Origin of the sequence: Kitasatospora sp. NPDC127121, assembly GCF_042677305.1 — a bacterium.
Taxonomy (GTDB): domain Bacteria; phylum Actinomycetota; class Actinomycetes; order Streptomycetales; family Streptomycetaceae; genus Kitasatospora.
Map to the genome: position 1 here is coordinate 34,732 of NZ_JBHXTQ010000016.1, position 15,828 is coordinate 50,559.

Sequence of the window (15,828 nt, forward strand, 5' to 3'; positions counted from 1 at the left end):
ATCCGTCCTACTCCGTAGGTCGGAGACGCACCGTACCGGTGGGGAGGGCGCGCCCGGCTGCGGGTAGCGTCCCGCGCTATGACTTGGATGCGGTGGGCGCCTGCCATGGAGCAGGCCCTGTACGACCCGGACGGCGGCTTCTACCGCAGGTCGGAGGGTCCGGCAGGGCACTTCCGCACCTCGGTGCACGCCTCGCCGCGGTTCGCCCGCGCGGTGGCCCGGCTGCTGCTGGAGGTTGACGCCGCCCTAGGCCGTCCGGAGGAGCTGGCCCTCGTCGACGTCGGGGCCGGGCGCGGTGAACTGCTCACCGGGGTGCTGGCCGAACTGCCCGGCGAGGTGCTGGCGCGGCTGCGCCCGTACGGCGTGGAGATCGCGCGGCGCCCGGCGGACCTGCCGTCCACAGCCCTGTGGACGGACGAGGTGCCGCGCGGCGTCACCGGGCTGCTGTTCGCCAACGAATGGCTGGACAACGTGCCGCTGGACGTCGGCGAGGTCGACGACGGCGGGGTGCTGCGCTACCGGGAGGTGGACACCGCGACCGGCGGGGAGCGGCTCGGCGGGCCCGCCTCGGCGGCCGACGCGGCCTGGGCCGAGCGCTGGTGGCCGGTCGGGCACCCCGGGGACTCCGTGGAGTTCGGCGGCACCCGGGACGCCGCCTGGGCGCGGGCCGTCGCCGGGCTGGAGCGCGGCCTGGCCGTCGCCGTCGACTACGGGCACACCGCCGACCGGCGCCCGCTGTTCGGCACCCTGACCGGCTTCCGGGGCGGCCGCGAGGTGGCGCCGGTGCCGGACGGCTCCTGCGACGTCACCGCGCACGTCGCCCTGGACTCCGTCGCCGCACCCGGTCTCCACAGCCTGTGGACAACCCAGCGGGACGCCCTGCGCGCCCTCGGCGTGAGCGGCGCCCGGCCGCCGCTCGCGCTCGCCTCCACCGACCCGGCCGGCTACCTGCGGGCGCTCGGCGGGGCCGGCGAGGGCGCCGAACTGACCGACCCGGCCGGGCTCGGCGCGTTCGGCTGGCTCGCCCAGGCCGTCCGCATGCCGGTACCGGAGGCCCTGGCCGCCCTGCCGGGGTGGCAGACTCTGACCCCATGAGGGAGACCACGGTCGGCATCGGGGCGGGAGCCGAGAACTTCACCGGCGAGGCGGGCACCACCGACATGGTGCTCAACATCGGCCCGCAGCACCCCGCCACGCACGGCGTGCTGCGGCTGCGGCTGGTGCTCGACGGCGAGCGGATCATCACCGCCGAGCCGGTGATCGGCTACATGCACCGGGGCGCGGAGAAACTGTTCGAGGCCCGCGACTACCGGCAGATCATCATGCTGGCCAACCGGCACGACTGGCTCTCCGCCTTCGGCAACGAACTCGGCGTCGTCCTCGGCGTCGAGCGGATGCTCGGCATGGAGGTCCCCGAGCGGGCGGTGTGGATCCGCACCCTGCTCGCCGAACTCAACCGGGTGCTCAACCACCTGATGTTCCTCGGCTCCTACCCGCTGGAACTCGGCGGCATCACCCCGATCTTCCACGCCTTCACCGGCCGCGAGGACCTCCAGCACGTCCTGGAGGAGGCCTCCGGCGGGCGCATGCACTACATGTTCAACCGGGTCGGCGGCCTCAAGGAGGACCTCCCGGCCGGCTGGCTCGGCCGCGTCCGCACCGCCGTCGCCACCGTCCGCTCCCAGCTGCCGGTCTTCGAGGACCTCGTCCTCGGCAACGAGATCTTCCGCGCCCGCACCGCCGGCGTCGGCATCCTCACCCGGGCCCAGGCCCAGGCGTACGGCGTCAGCGGCCCGATCGCCCGCGCCAGCGGCCTCGACCTCGACCTGCGCCGCGACGAGCCCTACCTCGCGTACGACTCCGACGAGCTGCGGCAGGTGCTCACCGTGGTCACCCGCGAGGAGGGCGACTGCCTGGCCCGGTTCGAGTGCCTGCTGGAGCAGACCCTCAACTCGCTGGACCTCGCCGTCGCCTGCCTCGACAAGATCGCCACCCTGCCGCCCGGCCCGGTCAACCAGCGGCTGCCCAAGGTGCTCAAGGCCCCCGAGGGCAGCACCTACTCCTGGACCGAGAACCCGCTCGGCATCAACGGCTACTACCTGGTCTCGCGCGGCGACAAGACGCCGTGGCGGCTCAAGCTGCGCTCGGCGTCCTTCAACAACGTCCAGGCGCTGACCGAGCTGCTGCCCGGGACGCTGGTCGCGGACATGGTGGCGATCCTCGGGTCGATGTTCTTCGTCGTCGGGGACATCGACAAGTAGGGCCCGGCCCTTCGCGGGCCGGGCCTGCGCAGGTCCCGTGCTTTTCGGGCCCGGTGCTTCCCGGGCTCAGCCCTTCTTCGGCCGCTTGGCCGGGTCGGCCGGGTGCGGGGCCACCTTGCGGTCGCCCTTGGTGGCGATCCGCTCCGCGCACAGGCCGGCCAGCACGTCGTACGCCGCCTTGCCCATCAGCTCGGTCAGCTCGGGGCGGTAGCTGACGTACACCGGGTCCGGCCCCTGGTGCGCCGCCGGGCTGCCGGTGCACCACCAGTGCAGGTCGTGGCCGCCCGGGCCCCAGCCGCGGCGGTCGTACTCGCCGATCGAGACCTGGAGGTAGCGGGTGTCGTCCGGCCGGTCGATCCAGTCGTAGGTGCGGCGGACCGGCAGCTGCCAGCAGACGTCCGGCTTCGTCTCCAGCGGCTCCCGGCCCTCCTTGAGCGCCAGCGCGTGCAGCGCGCAGCCGGCGCCGCCCGCGAAGCCGGGGCTGTTCACGAAGATGCACGCCCCGCCGACCCGGCGGGTCTGTCGGTCGCCGTCCTCGTCGAGCATGGTGATGCCGCCGTCGGACGTGATCCGGCCCGCGGCGTCGGTGCCGTGCGCGAAGTTCTCCCACAGCTCGGGCGTCAGCCGCGCCGCGTGGCCGAGGACGCGCTTCTCGTCGTCCTCGTCCGAGTAGTGCGCGCCCAGCGTGCAGCAGCCGTCCGACTCGCCGCGGCCCTCGCGGATGCCGTGGCAGCCCTGGCCGAAGACGCAACCCCAGCGGGAGGTCAGCCAGGTGAGGTCACAGCGGAACACCTGCTCCTCGTCGTCGGGGTCGGCGAACTCGACCCAGGCGCGCGGGAAGTCGAGCGGGACCTCGTCACGGGGGATCCCGCCGAGCGGGCTCTCGCCGCGCAGGGTCGGCATCGCCAGGTCGACGGGGGCGGGGGAGGCCTTGGACTTCTTCTTGGACGTTTCTGCTGGTGCCACCCGGCAAGGGTAGAGCCTTCGGGCCGGCCGGCCGGGACCCGTCCGGGTGATCCGGGGTGCGCCGTGGCGTCGGCGAGGGCCGGCCGACCGCAGGCTGGAGGGAACCAGACGGCGCTGTCGGGTTGTCAGATCAGTTTGATGATCTCGCGTTGACCCGTATTGGATGCCCTGGAACACCCCGGATCACCACTGGAGCACCGAGCCGTGACCGCCTCGCCCCGCGCCGCCCACACGGCCGTCCTCGCCGCCCTCGCGGTCCTGGCCGCCGGGTGCGCCTCCGCGCCCGCGCTGCGGGCCCGGACGGCCGCCGCCGCTCCGCTGTGCGACGCCCCGGTGGTGATCGGTCACCGGGGCGCCCCGCGCAACGCCCCCGAGAACACCATGGCCTCCTTCGAAACCGCCCTCGACCAGGGCGCCGACTGGCTGGAGACCGACGTCCAGACCACCAGGGACGGCGTCCCGGTGCTGATGCACGACCCCACGGTGGACCGCACCACCAACGGCAAGGGCGCCGTCGCCGACCTCACCGCCGCCCAGATCGCCGCCCTGGGAGTGACCGTCGGCCCCGGCCCCACCGAGCCCGTCCCCACCCTCCAGGAACTGCTCAAGCGCCTCTCCGACAGCAACGCCACCCTGCTGATGGAGATCAAGTGGCAGCGCGCCGAGGACGTCACCCGGATCGCCCGGATCGCCGCCGCCAGCGGTGCCAGGGTCGTCCTCTACTCGTTCTCGGCGGAGCACCTGCGCCAGGCCCACGCCGCCGCGCCCGCCCTGCCGGTCGTGCTGATCCAGGGCTCCGCGATCGCCGAGGACCCGGGCGACCTGCCGCTGCGCGGCATCGCCCTGGACGCGGCGCTGGCCAGCGCCTCCCGGATCGCCGCCGAGCGCAAGGCGGGCCGCGAGGTGTACGTCTGGACGCTCGACGACGAGGAGTCCTGGCAGCTGATGTCGGCCCGGGACGCGGACGGCCTGATCACGGACACCCCGGGCCGGGCCCGCCGCTGGGTGGACACCAACTGCCGCCCCGAGCGCCGGGCCGGACCGCGCGGCCACTGAGGGCGTCCGGTCGCCGGAGGCGGGGTACGGGCGGGACCAGTGTGAAGACGGTCGAGACCGGTTTCGCCCGGGGCCGGATCGCGTAGCGTGGAGAGTTATGCGACTCGGTGTACTCGACGTAGGTTCCAACACCGTCCACTTCCTCGTGGTGGACGCCCATCCGGGTGCCGCCCCGCTGCCCGCGTACTCGCACAAGGCCGAGCTGCGGCTGGCCGAACTGCTCGACGACGACGGCGCGATAAGCGAGGCAGGCGTCGAGCGGCTGGTCGGCCACATCGCCTCGTCGCTGCGGGTCGCGGAGGACAAGGGCGTCGTCGACATCCTGCCGTTCGCCACCTCCGCCGTCCGGGAGGCCGCCAACGGCGAGGAGGTGCTGCGCCGGGTCGCCACCGAGACCGGGGTGGAGCTGCGGGTGCTGTCCGGGCAGGACGAGGCCCGGCTCACCTTCCTGGCCGTCCGGCGCTGGTTCGGCTGGTCCTCGGGCCGACTGCTCAACCTGGACATCGGCGGCGGCTCGCTGGAGATCGCCTGCGGTCAGGACGAGCAGCCCGACGTCGCCTGCTCGCTGCCGCTGGGCGCCGGCCGGCTCACCGCCCGCTGGCTGCCCGGCGACATCGCCGACCCGGAGGGGCTGCGCGGGCTGAGACGCCACATCCGGGCCGAGATGGCCACCGTCGTGGGCGAGGTCGCCCGGCTCGGCGCGCCGCAGCACGCCGTCGCCACCTCCAAGACCTTCAAGCAGCTGGCCCGGATGACCGGCGCCGCCCCCGCCGACGCCGGCCCGTACGCCGACCGCCGGCTCACCCGCAGCGGGCTGTCCGCCTGGCTGCCGCGACTGTCCTCGATGACCGTCGAGGAACGGGCGCGGATCCCCGGCGTCTCCGAGGGCCGCGCCAAGCAGCTGCTGGCCGGGGCACTGGTCGCGGACGCCGCGATGGACCTGTTCGGCCTCGACGAGCTGGACGTCTGCCCGTGGGCGCTGCGCGAGGGCATCATCCTGCGCCGCCTGGACGCCATGGACGGCGCCGCCGACCGCCGCCGCCCGGCCCTCACCCCGTAGGGCCCGCGCGCCGCAGGGCTCCACACCGTGGGCCCCATGGCCCGTCCGGCGGCTCCCGCCGGGGCCGGCCGGGGATCCGGTCCCGTTCGGAGCGCGGTCCGCTTACGCTGTCTCCCGTGGCGCAACCAGCGGGTGAGGACGGGACGCGGGAGGGCCGCGCTCCCGGGGACGGGCAGCCGCGGCCGGACGGCCCGCGCCGCAAACTCGGCAAGGCCGTCAAGGGTGCCACCGGGGCGCAGGCCGCGAAGGCCGTCGAGGCGGCCCGGCGCACCGGGCGCAAGAGCGCGGCGCGCAAGGCCGCCGAGCAGCCGTCCGTGCCCGAGGCGAAGACGCCCGCGGGGGACACGTCCGAGGCGAAGACGACCGCCGGGACGAAGCCTGCCGGGACGAAGCCCGAAGCGAGGAAGCCCGAAGCGAGGAAGCCCGCCGGGGCGAAGCCCGAAGCGCGGAAGCCCGGGACGCGGAAGGCCGCCGCGACAGCCGCCCCCCGGGAGACCCGTACCGCCCGGGCCGCCGGCGCCGCCAAGGCCGCCGTCCAGTCGGTGCGCTCGGTCAAGGCCGCCCGGCGCGACGCCGCCCGCCCGCCGCTGCTGCGCACCACCGACCGGCTGGTGCTGCCCTCGCACCCGGCCCTGCACATCCCCGACACCAAGGTGGTCCTGTCCACCGCGTCGGTGTACCCGGCGGGCACCGCCGTCGCCTTCGAGCTGGCCGCCAAGCTCGGCTACGACGGGGTCGAGGTGATGGTCTGGAACGACCCGGTCAGCCAGGACATCGACGCCCTGCGCCGGCTCTCCGACGCCCACCAGCTGCCGATCCTGGCCGTGCACGCGCCCTGCCTGCTGATCACCCAGCGGGTGTGGACCACCGACCCGTGGACCAAGCTGGTCCGGGCCCGGGCGGCGGCCGAGAAGCTCGGCGCGAGCGCCGTCGTGGTCCACCCGCCGTTCCGCTGGCAGCGCCAGTACGCCCGGGACTTCGTGACGGGCATCAACCGGATGGCGGGCGAGACCGACGTCCGCTTCGCGGTGGAGAACATGTACCCGTGGCGCTACCGCGACCGCGAGGTGCTGGCCTACGCGCCGGGCTGGGACGTCACCGACGAGGAGTACCGGCACTTCACCATCGACCTCTCGCACGTCGCCACCTCCCGGATCGACGCGTTCGCCATGGTCGAGCGGATGGGCGACCGGCTCGCCCACATCCACCTCGCCGACGGCAGCGGCTCCGGCAAGGACGAACACCTGATCCCGGGCCGCGGCAAGCAGCCCTGTGCCGAACTGCTGGAGCACCTGGCCCGTACCGGTTTCGACGGCCACGTGGTGCTGGAGGTCAACACCCGCCGCTCCGCGTCCCCCGCCGAACGCGAGGCCGACCTGGCCGAGGCGCTCGCCTTCACCCGCTTGCACCTGGCCACCCCCTCGCGCGTACGCTGAGGAGCCGCGCCCGGCTGGGTGCGAACTTCCTTGGGTAGGGGGAGAGATGACGGATCAACAGGGCTTCCGGGAGATCGCCGAGAGCTTCGGCGGGGTTGCCGCCGAGTACGACCGGGGCCGCCCCGGCTACCCGGACGGGCTGTTCGAGGCGCTGGAGCGGTTGTCCGGCCGCAGCCTCAAGGGCGCCCGGGTGCTGGACATCGGCGCCGGCACCGGCATCGCCACCCGGCTGCTGGCCGCGCGCGGCGCCGACGTCGTCGCGGTGGAGCCCAACGCGGGCATGGCCGCCCAGTTCCTGGCCTCCTCGCCGGGCCTGCCGCTGGTCAGGGCCGGCGGTGACGAACTGCCGTTCCACGACGACTCCGCGGACCTGATCAGCTACGCCCAGTCCTTCCACTGGACCCGCACCGAACGGGCCATCCCCGAGGCGATCCGGGTGCTGCGGCCCGGCGGCGCCCTCGCCGTCTGGTGGAACGTGCACGACGAGACCGTGCCCTGGGTCCGGGCCCGGGTGGAGCGGCTGAGCGCCGCGCTGCCCAACTACCACGGCTACGGCCGGGTCGCCGAGTTCACCGCCCTCCTCGCCCCGGCCGGGCTGACGGTCGAACGCGCGGTGCTGCGCTGGGAGCGGCGGGCCACCGTCGACCACGTGCTCGACGACCTGGTCTCCCGCTCGTTCATGGCCGCGCTGTCCCCCGCCGAGCGCGAACCGGTGCTGGCCGTCGAGCGGCAGGCGATGATCGCCGAGTTCCCCGACGGCTGGGTGGTCGAGCCCTACGTCCTGGAGCTGGCGGTGGGGATCACCCCGGCCTGACCTGCGCCTTGCCCGACCCGCGCCCGGACGGCCCGCCCGCGTGCCCGCATCGCGGACGGACCGTCCGCCGCCTGGACGGCGGGCGTAGGCTCGGTAGCCACAGCGGCCCCCGCACCCTCCTACCGGCGGGGCGCCGGCGAGAGCCCCGAAGGAGTGGAGCACAGTGCCCGAGCTGAGGTCCCGTACGGTCACCCACGGTCGCAACATGGCAGGCGCCCGGGCGCTTCTCCGGGCCGCCGGCGTAGCCCGCGAGGACTTCGGCAAGCCGATCATCGCGGTCGCCAACTCCTTCACCGAGTTCGTCCCGGGCCACACCCACCTCCAGCCGGTCGGCCGGATCGTCTCCGAGGCGATCAAGCAGGCGGGCGGCATCCCGCGCGAGTTCAACACCATCGCCGTGGACGACGGCATCGCGATGGGCCACGGCGGCATGCTCTACTCGCTGCCCTCGCGCGACCTGATCGCCGACTCGGTCGAGTACATGGTCAACGCGCACTGCGCCGACGCGCTGATCTGCATCTCCAACTGCGACAAGATCACCCCGGGCATGCTGATGGCCGCGCTGCGCCTGAACATCCCGACCGTCTTCGTCTCCGGCGGCCCGATGGAGGCCGGCAAGGCCACCCTCGTCGACGGCACCGTGCGCAGGCTCGACCTGATCGACGCGATCTCCCAGGCGGCCAACGAGAACGTCTCCGACGAGGACATCGCGATCATCGAGGAGAACGCCTGCCCCACCTGCGGCTCGTGCTCCGGCATGTTCACCGCCAACTCGATGAACTGCCTCACCGAGGCCATCGGCCTCTCGCTGCCCGGCAACGGCTCCGTCCTCGCCACCCACACCGCCCGCAAGGCCCTGTACGAGCGGGCCGGGCGGGCGGTCGTCGAGATCGCGGACCGCCACTACGGCCAGGACGACGCCTCGGTGCTGCCCCGCGCGATCGCCACCCGCGCCGCCTTCGAGAACGCCATGGCCCTGGACATCGCCATGGGCGGCTCGACCAACACCATCCTGCATCTGCTCGCCGCCGCCCAGGAGGCCGAGCTGGACTTCGACCTGCGGGCCATTGACGCCGTCTCCCGCCGGGTGCCCTGCCTGTCCAAGGTCGCGCCCAACGGCTCGTACTACATGGAGGACGTGCACCGGGCCGGCGGCGTCCCCGCCATCCTCGGCGAGCTGTACCGCGGCGGAATGCTCAACGAGGACGTCCACACCGTCCACTCCGACTCGCTCGCCGAGTGGCTCAAGACCTGGGACGTGCGCGGCGGTTCGCCCTCCGCCGAGGCCGTCGAACTGTGGCACGCCGCCCCCGGCTGCGTCCGCTCCGCCGAGGCCTTCTCGCAGTCCGAGCGCTGGGAGTCGCTGGACACCGACGCCGCCAAGGGCTGCATCCGCAGCGTCGAGCACGCCTACTCGCTCGAGGGCGGCCTCGCCGTCCTGCACGGCAACCTCGCCGAGGACGGCTGCATCGTGAAGACCGCCGGCGTCGACGAGTCGATCTGGACCTTCAGCGGCCCGGCCGTGGTCGTCGAGTCCCAGGACGACGCCGTCGAGGCGATCCTCGCCAAGCGGGTCAAGGAGGGCGACGTCGTCGTCATCCGCTACGAGGGCCCCAAGGGCGGCCCGGGCATGCAGGAGATGCTCTACCCGACGTCCTTCCTCAAGGGCCGCGGCCTCGGCAAGGCCTGCGCGCTGGTCACCGACGGCCGCTTCTCCGGCGGCACCTCCGGCCTGTCCATCGGCCACGCCTCCCCGGAGGCCGCCTCCGGCGGCACCATCGCCCTGGTCGAGGACGGCGACACCATCGCCATCGACATCCCCGGCCGGAGCATCTCCCTGGAGGTGCCCGACGAGGTCCTGGCCGAGCGCCGCCGCGCCCTGGAGGCCGCGGGCGGCTACCGCCCGAAGAACCGCGACCGCCAGGTCAGCCAGGCCCTGCGCGCCTACGCCGCGATGGCCACCTCCGCCGACAAGGGCGCCGTCCGCGATGTCACCAAGCTCGGCTGAGCCCCGCGGCACCGCAGCACCGCAGGAGCCGTCCCGCAGGCCGGGGCGGCTCCTCGCGCGTTGGGTGATAATCGACCCCGTGAGCGAGCAGCCCCCCACCCCCGCACCCAAGCCCGCCGGCGCCCCCGAGCCGGAGCCGATCCGCTGGTTCGGCACCAGCTGGGTGAACCGGGACAACGGCTACTGGCTGCGCCGCGTCGCCGTGTCGGCCGGTGCGCTGGTCGCGACCGCCGTCGCCGTCCTGCTGCTGCGCTTCGGGGTCGAGGGCGTCGCCCTCTCCGACGGCGGCGGCTTCCTGAACGGGCTGCTGACGGCCGCGATCGCGGTCTGCTCGATGATGTGCGTCATGCGCACCTGGAAGGTCCTCACCGAGGGCAAGGACCAGCTGAGCGGCTGGATGGCCGAGGACAAGTCGCTCGGCGCGGTCTGGCTCATCGGCGGCGCCGGCAGCCTGGCCGCCTACTTCGCCCGCAGCCTGGTCGAGGCCCCCGGCGAGGCGGTCAGGCGCTCCTCGTACGAGCGGGCCGTCGCCCAGTACGAGAAGCGCCAGGCGGGCCGCAGCGGCCGGCCCGGCGCCAAGGCGCCGGGCCGGGGCAAGCGCCGGGGCTGAGCCTCAGAGGCGGCTGGCCGCGCCGCACTCGTCGCGGGTCGACAGGTCCTTGCGGCGGTCGTACGGGTCGGTCGTGGGGCCGGTCGGACGGCTGCCCGGGGCGTCCGGCGACTGCGCCGCGAACTGGTCGAACTCCGGGTGGTAGTAGCCGTCGTAGACGTCGCAGGACGAGTTGGCGGACTCCGACCCGCCGCCCTCGCCGAACACGAGCTTCTTCGGGTTGACCCGGTAGCGGGCCGGGTCGTAGAAGCGGAAGTTCTCGACCCGGCGCACGATCGTGCGCGTGGTCCAGGTGTCCCCGGCCACGTCGGCCGCCGGCACCAGCAGACCCACCGGCACCAGCAGACCCACCGGCTTGGCCGTGCCGTCCTTCGGCGCGGCCGGCTTCGTCGGCGGCTGCCCGCCCGTCGGCGGCTGGGGTGACGCGGCGCGCTTGGCGGCGTCCGGGCCGGGGCGCATCGCGTACACGTAGCTGAAGTCGGCGTGGACGAGGAGGCCCTTGTCCCCGTCGCCCTCGAAGGTGATCCGGCCCTGCACCTTGACCGTGTCGCCCACCTGGACGGCCTCGCGCTGGTCGAAGCGGCTGAACCAGGTGGTCGGGTCGGTGTCCTTGGCGGGGTTGGCCAGCGCGTTGATCGCGCGGTCCCGGTCCTCCCGGTCCAGCAGCGCCAGGGCGGCTTCCGGCCGGCCGCCCGCGATCACCTGCGGGTCCAGGTTGGCGGCGGTCAGGTAGTCCTTGACCAACTGCAGCTGGGTACCGACCTGTTCGGCGGAGAACACGCCGGTGGCCCGGGCGTCGGGCAGGACGAAGGCCTCCGCGCCGCTCGGCCAGCCCTCGGCGACGGAACCGGCCCACGGGTGGTCCACGGTCGGCTGCTGCTCGTCGACCTTCGGCGGCGCGGCGGTCGGCTGGGCCGTCTCCGGGGCGACGGTGGGCACGGGGGTATGGGCGTTCGAGGAGCCCCCGCCGTAGTGGTCGGAGTACCAGCTGCGCAGCCCGTCGAGGTTCAGGGCCGCGAGCAGCACCGCGATGGTCAGCACGACGTACAGCGGCGCGCGCCAGTCCAGCCGGCGGCGGCGCGGGCGCGGGTTGCCCCAGGGGTCGGTCACCGGGGGCTTCGGCGTGCGGCCGAACCGGCGGCCGGCCTTGGCCGGGCCGTCGTTGACCGAGCGGCGGCCGCCCGGGTCGACCGGCGGGGTGTGCTTCCATCGGGCGGCCAGCATCCGGGTGCGCCCGGACTGCTCGGTGACGGCGGCCCCCTTGACGAACTCCTCGTCCAGGACGAGGTCGGCGAACGGGTCCTTCTCACCCGCTCCGGACGGGTCGGACCCGCCCGGCTCACGGCCCTCGGCGGGGCGCGGTTGTGGATCTTCGGCTATCGGCATCGCGCCAGTATGCCGACGGGGTGTGACGATTCGTCGATCGGGGGCACACCTTGTGGTGAACTCGTGCGCGGGCGCGGCGATCCGTCCCGGTCTGTTCCGTTCTATTCCGTTCCGTTCCGTTCCGGCCGGGTCCGGTCGAGTCCGGGCCGCCCTGCGGGGGCGTCAGTCCTTGGTGCGGGCCTGCTTCACCGACCCCACGATCCCGGCGACGGCCAGCAGGATGCCGGCCGGCAGCAGCGCCAGGAAGAACGCGCCGAAAAGGCCCGCGTCCCCGAGCAGCAGCTGCGCCAGCATGTCCAGCACCAGCAGTCCGCCGGCCGCCGGGAGGGCCGACTGCCACGGGTGGTCGTTCGCCCAGCGGCGCAGCCGCCGTTCGGAGGTGTCGCGGCGCAGCTGCCCGCCGACGGTGCCGACCAGGAAGAAGAAGAACAGGGCCCAGCCGGCCGGCCCGGCCAGCATGCCCAGTGACCAGTGCCCGGAGATCGCGTCGATCCCCAGGGCGGTCGCACCCACCACCGCACCGACCCCCGCGGCCGTCCGCCACGGTCCCACGGTCGCCGAGGCGACGGCGAGTTGCCGGTTCTCACGTCGGGACATTTCGTCGTGTGCCATGACTCCACGGTGCTCCCGCGCGGCGCCGGAGGCCATAGGGGAAACCCCCGAGATTCTCCCTAGGGACGAGGTCGGGCAACTCGTCGTCGACCACGGGCTGGACGGTCCCGGCGGGTGCCCCCGTGCGGTGCGAGGATGGCCGCAGTACCGAGGTAAGGAGCGGCCATGGGCGCCAGCGCAGCACACGGACAGAAGATCGCCTTCCTGGGCACGGGCAAGATCGGCGAGGCCCTGCTCTCCGGCCTGCTGCGGGCCGGCAAGGACCCGGCGGACGTCCTGGTGACCGCCCGCCGCCCCGAGCGCGCCGCCGAACTCGCCGCCCGCTACGGCGTGGTGGCCGCCTCCAACGCCGAGGCCGCCAAGCTCGCCGACACCCTGATCCTCGCCGTCAAGCCGCAGGACATGGGCACCCTGCTGGAGGAGCTGGCCCCGCACGTCGGCGCGGACCGGCTGGTGATCTCGGCCGCGGCCGGCATCCCCACCGCCTGGTTCGAGGAGCGGCTGGCGGCCGGCACCCCGGTGGTCCGGGTGATGCCCAACACGCCGGTCCTGGTGGACGAGGGGATGAGCGTCATCTCCGGCGGCTCGCACGCCACCGAGGAGCACCTGGAGCGGGCCGAGGAGATCTTCAGCTCGGTCGGCAAGGCGCTGCGGCTGCCCGAGGCCCAGCAGGACGCGGCCACCGCGCTCTCCGGCTCCGGCCCGGCCTACTTCTACTTCCTGGTCGAGGCGATGACCGACGCCGGCATCCTGCTCGGCCTGCCCCGGCAGGTGGCGCACGACCTGATCGTGCAGTCCGCGATCGGCGCCTCGGTGATGCTGCGCGACTCCGGCGAGCACCCGGTGAAGCTGCGCGAGGCCGTCACCTCCCCGGCCGGCACCACGATCGCGGCCATCCGCGAGCTGGAGAACCACGGGGTGCGGGCCGCGCTGCTGGGCGCCCTGGAGGCGGCCCGGGACCGCTCCCGGGAGCTCGCCTCCGGGGGCAAGTAGCCGACTGGGTAGGCTCGACGGCATGGCCTACGACCTGGTGATCTTCGACAACGACGGTGTCCTGGTGGACAGCGAGCCGCTCTCCAACCGGGTGCTGGCCGCGTACCTGACCGAACTCGGCTACCCGACCACGGTCGAGGACTCCTACCGGGACTTCATGGGCTGCGCCGCCCACCGCATCCACGACGTGATCGCCGAGCGGCACGACGGCGCGACGTTGCCGGAGGGCTTCGACGAGCTGTTCCACGGCCGGGTCTTCGACGCGTTCGGCACCGAGCTGACGGCCGTCCGGGGTGCGGAGCAGCTGCTGAAGGAACTGCGGCAGCGCTCCGTCCCCTACTGCCTGGCCTCCTCGGCGCACCACGTGTGGATCCGCACCGCGCTGGACGTCACCGGCCTGCGCGGGTACGTCGCCGAGGAGCGGATCTTCAGCGCCCAGGACGTCGGCGTGGGCAAGCCCGCGCCGGACCTCTTCCTGCACGCCGCCCGTACCCTCGGCGTCGACCCGGCCCGCTGCCTGGTCGTCGAGGACAGCCCCAACGGCGTGCTGGCGGCCCGGGCCGCGGGCATGGACGTGTACGGCTACACCGCGCTCACCGACCCGGCGAAGCTGACCGCCGCCGGGGCCACCGGGCTGATCGCCGACCTCTCCGAGGTCACCGTCCTGCTCTGACCCGCCCTGCTCTGACCCGCCCTGCTCTGACCCGTTCCGCTCTGACCCGTCCTGTCCCGACCCGTTCCGCGCGGCCTGGTGCCCGACGGAGGAAAGTCCCTGCGCGACCCCTCCCGCAATCGCGGTCCACCGCCTACGCTCTCGCCAACATCGTCGTACCGGCCAGTAGCGAGGTCCGTCATGAGTGCCGCGTCACCCGCGATCCCGCCCGGCCTGCGCGCCGGGCGGGCCGCGCTCGCCGTCAGCTTCCTGCTCCAGGGCACCACCTTCGCGCTGCTGGTCACCTGCATCCCGGAGATCCAGCACCGGTACGGGCTGAGCGACGCGCTGCTGCCGCTGTTCCTGGCCGCGGTGCCGATCCTCGCCGGGGTCGGCTCGATCACCTCCGAGCAGCTGGTGAAGCGCACCGGCGCGCGGGCCGTGCTGCGGGTCGTCCAGCCGCTGGTCTGCCTCAGCCTCGCGGGCGCCGGCCTCGGCGACACGCTCTGGCAACTCGCCGTCGCGCTCGGGGTGTTCGGCCTGCTGGTGGGCGCGCTCGACGCGAGTATGAACATGCTGGGGGTGGGCCTGCAGCACCGCTACGGCCGCTCGATCATGATCGGCTTCCACGCCGCGTTCAGCCTCGGCGGCATCCTCGGGGCGGCCCTCGCCGGCCTCGGCTCGCACTACGACCTCGGCCTGCCAGTGCTGTTCGGCACGGCCGCGGCGGTGATCGTCCCGCTGGCCCTGCTGACCGGCACCCGATTCGCCGGACCGGCCGAACTCGGGGACGCCGTACGGGAGGCCGCCGAGGCCGCCGCGCGGTCCATCCCCTGGCGGCCGCTGCTGCCGCTGTGCCTGGCGATGGCGTTCGCGTACATCGCCGACGCCTCGGTCTCCAACTACAGCGTCAAGTACCTCACCGACGGCCTGGGCAGCGCCGCGGACGTCGCCAAGCTGTCCTACCTCGGCTACATGGTCGCGATGCTGCTGGGCCGCGCGCTGGGCGACCGCGCCGTGCAGCGCTGGGGCGCCGTCCCGGTGGTCCGGGCCGGTGCCGGGCTGGCCGCGCTCGGCTTCGCGCTGGCCGCCGCCGCGCCCACCGCCTGGGTGGGGATCGCCGGTTTCACCGTGCTCGGCTTCGGCATCTGCGCGATCATCCCGCAGGTGTTCGCGGCCGGGGGCCGGCTGTTCCCGGCCGACTCGGACGCCGCGGTGGCCCGGCTGAACCTCTTCAACTACGTGGGTTTCCTGATCGGTTCGCCGCTGGTCGGGACGATCGCCGACGCGAGTTCGTACCGCTGGGCGCTGCTCGCCCCGATGCTGCTGGTGCTCGCCGTCCTGCCGCTGGCCGAGCGCTTCGCCCCGGCGCCGGCGCTCGCCCCCGCCAGGGTGTGACGGGGGCGAGCTGGGGCGGGAAGGGAGGTCAGCCGATCACGGTGGCCAGCTCGGGCAGGCCGTTGGCCCACAGCTGGTCCTTGATGCCACCGCCCGACTGGTAGTACTCGTAGTAGACGTACGGTGCCCAGTTCAGGGTGTACGGCCCGGTCCAGGTCGGGGCCGAGGTGATCTGGACGGTGACCGCGACGGTGCGGGTCTCGCCCGGGGCGATCGGCGCCCGGAAGTGGAAGTTCGCGTTGTTCCCGCCGAAGGCGCAGTCGGTGGAGTCACCGGAGCACCCGGTGACCGTGAACGCGCCGGCCTGCTGGTTGGCCGGCCAGATCGGCTGGATGTACTCGTAGGCGAAGTAGATGTCGGTGGTCTCGGTGTTGGTGAGCGAGAGCGTCAGGGTCAGCTGGTCGCCCGGTGCCGCCGTCTTCTTGTCGACGGCGAACGAGCTGCCGCTAACCGCGGCGGAGGCCGGCTGGGCGGCAAAGAGCAGGCCAAGTCCCAGTAATGCAGCGAGAATTACCCCAAGGCGTTGCGCGCTGAATGGCTTCATGGCGGAGAGGATATGAAGTCGTGAAGGTTTTG

15 protein-coding genes are annotated in these 15,828 nt (G+C 73.7%); 11 read left to right on the top strand and 4 right to left on the bottom strand.

Annotated features, from left to right (window positions below; genetic code table 11):
* Positions 1 to 105 precede the first annotated feature (105 nt).
* Both ACFVHI_RS11480 and ACFVHI_RS11485 read left to right on the top strand, forming a co-directional pair.
* Entirely contained in the window at positions 106 to 1,095 is a 990-nt protein-coding gene (locus tag ACFVHI_RS11480) for an SAM-dependent methyltransferase (protein WP_380338078.1), read from the top strand.
* Positions 1,092 to 2,261 (top strand): NADH-quinone oxidoreductase subunit D, encoded by a 1,170-nt coding sequence (locus tag ACFVHI_RS11485; RefSeq protein WP_063348836.1) that lies wholly within the window; start codon positions 1,092 to 1,094, stop codon positions 2,259 to 2,261. Before ACFVHI_RS11480 ends, ACFVHI_RS11485 begins: the two co-directional genes overlap by 4 nt.
* A gap of 66 nt (positions 2,262 to 2,327) precedes the next feature.
* Here ACFVHI_RS11485 and ACFVHI_RS11490 read toward each other — a convergent pair whose 3' ends face one another.
* Entirely contained in the window at positions 2,328 to 3,164 is an 837-nt protein-coding gene (locus tag ACFVHI_RS11490) for a hypothetical protein (RefSeq protein ID WP_063348837.1), read from the bottom strand.
* A 267-nt stretch (positions 3,165 to 3,431) separates the two neighbouring features.
* Here ACFVHI_RS11490 and ACFVHI_RS11495 point away from each other — a divergent pair, with 267 nt between their 5' ends.
* The 6 genes from ACFVHI_RS11495 (at position 3,432) to ACFVHI_RS11520 (ending at position 10,211) form a co-directional block, all read left to right on the top strand.
* Complete coding sequence (locus tag ACFVHI_RS11495) at positions 3,432 to 4,283, top strand: glycerophosphodiester phosphodiesterase (protein ID WP_063348838.1); 852 nt, start codon at positions 3,432 to 3,434, stop codon at positions 4,281 to 4,283.
* A gap of 97 nt (positions 4,284 to 4,380) precedes the next feature.
* Positions 4,381 to 5,343 (top strand): Ppx/GppA phosphatase family protein, encoded by a 963-nt coding sequence (locus ACFVHI_RS11500; protein WP_063348839.1) that lies wholly within the window; start codon positions 4,381 to 4,383, stop codon positions 5,341 to 5,343.
* Positions 5,344 to 5,951: 608 nt separating this feature from the next.
* Entirely contained in the window at positions 5,952 to 6,779 is an 828-nt protein-coding gene (locus tag ACFVHI_RS11505; protein WP_079136295.1) for a sugar phosphate isomerase/epimerase, read from the top strand.
* A 46-nt stretch (positions 6,780 to 6,825) separates the two neighbouring features.
* On the top strand, positions 6,826 to 7,593 hold the full coding sequence (locus ACFVHI_RS11510; protein WP_363374858.1) for a class I SAM-dependent methyltransferase: 768 nt from the start codon (positions 6,826 to 6,828) through the stop codon (positions 7,591 to 7,593).
* 163 nt (positions 7,594 to 7,756) lie between these two features.
* A complete protein-coding gene (ilvD, locus tag ACFVHI_RS11515; protein ID WP_380338082.1) occupies positions 7,757 to 9,601 on the top strand; it encodes a dihydroxy-acid dehydratase in 1,845 nt (614 codons plus the stop codon).
* Between the two features lie 79 nt (positions 9,602 to 9,680).
* Positions 9,681 to 10,211 (top strand): hypothetical protein, encoded by a 531-nt coding sequence (locus tag ACFVHI_RS11520; RefSeq protein WP_380338085.1) that lies wholly within the window; start codon positions 9,681 to 9,683, stop codon positions 10,209 to 10,211.
* 3 nt (positions 10,212 to 10,214) lie between these two features.
* On the opposite strand, the gene ACFVHI_RS11525 is transcribed toward ACFVHI_RS11520, so the two are convergent.
* Entirely contained in the window at positions 10,215 to 11,597 is a 1,383-nt protein-coding gene (locus tag ACFVHI_RS11525) for a hypothetical protein (protein WP_380338088.1), read from the bottom strand.
* A gap of 162 nt (positions 11,598 to 11,759) precedes the next feature.
* On the bottom strand, positions 11,760 to 12,209 hold the full coding sequence (locus ACFVHI_RS11530) for a hypothetical protein (RefSeq protein WP_159398487.1): 450 nt from the start codon (positions 12,207 to 12,209) through the stop codon (positions 11,760 to 11,762).
* Positions 12,210 to 12,374: 165 nt separating this feature from the next.
* Here ACFVHI_RS11530 and proC point away from each other — a divergent pair, with 165 nt between their 5' ends.
* From proC to ACFVHI_RS11545, 3 genes are all read left to right on the top strand, one after another.
* Positions 12,375 to 13,202, top strand: a complete 828-nt coding sequence (gene proC / locus ACFVHI_RS11535; RefSeq protein WP_063348845.1) for a pyrroline-5-carboxylate reductase — start codon at positions 12,375 to 12,377, stop codon at positions 13,200 to 13,202.
* Between the two features lie 22 nt (positions 13,203 to 13,224).
* Positions 13,225 to 13,875, top strand: coding sequence for an HAD family hydrolase (locus ACFVHI_RS11540; protein ID WP_380338091.1), 651 nt, complete (start codon positions 13,225 to 13,227; stop codon positions 13,873 to 13,875).
* Between the two features lie 180 nt (positions 13,876 to 14,055).
* Positions 14,056 to 15,252, top strand: a complete 1,197-nt coding sequence (locus ACFVHI_RS11545; RefSeq protein ID WP_063348847.1) for an MFS transporter — start codon at positions 14,056 to 14,058, stop codon at positions 15,250 to 15,252.
* Positions 15,253 to 15,280: 28 nt separating this feature from the next.
* On the opposite strand, the gene ACFVHI_RS11550 is transcribed toward ACFVHI_RS11545, so the two are convergent.
* Positions 15,281 to 15,796, bottom strand: coding sequence for a DUF11 domain-containing protein (locus ACFVHI_RS11550; RefSeq protein WP_063348848.1), 516 nt, complete (start codon positions 15,794 to 15,796; stop codon positions 15,281 to 15,283).
* Between the last annotated feature and the right edge of the window lie 32 nt (positions 15,797 to 15,828).

Coding starts and splice junctions, on each gene's coding strand:
- ACFVHI_RS11480 (WP_380338078.1), top strand. CDS start 106: ATGGAGCAGGCCCTGTACGACCCGGACGGCGGCTTCTACCGCAGGTCG.
- ACFVHI_RS11485 (WP_063348836.1), top strand. CDS start 1,092: ATGAGGGAGACCACGGTCGGCATCGGGGCGGGAGCCGAGAACTTCACC.
- ACFVHI_RS11490 (WP_063348837.1), bottom strand. CDS start 3,164: ATGCCGACCCTGCGCGGCGAGAGCCCGCTCGGCGGGATCCCCCGTGAC.
- ACFVHI_RS11500 (WP_063348839.1), top strand. CDS start 4,381: ATGCGACTCGGTGTACTCGACGTAGGTTCCAACACCGTCCACTTCCTC.
- ACFVHI_RS11510 (WP_363374858.1), top strand. CDS start 6,826: ATGACGGATCAACAGGGCTTCCGGGAGATCGCCGAGAGCTTCGGCGGG.
- ACFVHI_RS11525 (WP_380338088.1), bottom strand. CDS start 11,597: ATGCCGATAGCCGAAGATCCACAACCGCGCCCCGCCGAGGGCCGTGAG.
- ACFVHI_RS11530 (WP_159398487.1), bottom strand. CDS start 12,209: ATGGCACACGACGAAATGTCCCGACGTGAGAACCGGCAACTCGCCGTC.
- proC (WP_063348845.1), top strand. CDS start 12,375: ATGGGCGCCAGCGCAGCACACGGACAGAAGATCGCCTTCCTGGGCACG.
- ACFVHI_RS11540 (WP_380338091.1), top strand. CDS start 13,225: ATGGCCTACGACCTGGTGATCTTCGACAACGACGGTGTCCTGGTGGAC.
- ACFVHI_RS11545 (WP_063348847.1), top strand. CDS start 14,056: ATGAGTGCCGCGTCACCCGCGATCCCGCCCGGCCTGCGCGCCGGGCGG.
- ACFVHI_RS11550 (WP_063348848.1), bottom strand. CDS start 15,796: ATGAAGCCATTCAGCGCGCAACGCCTTGGGGTAATTCTCGCTGCATTA.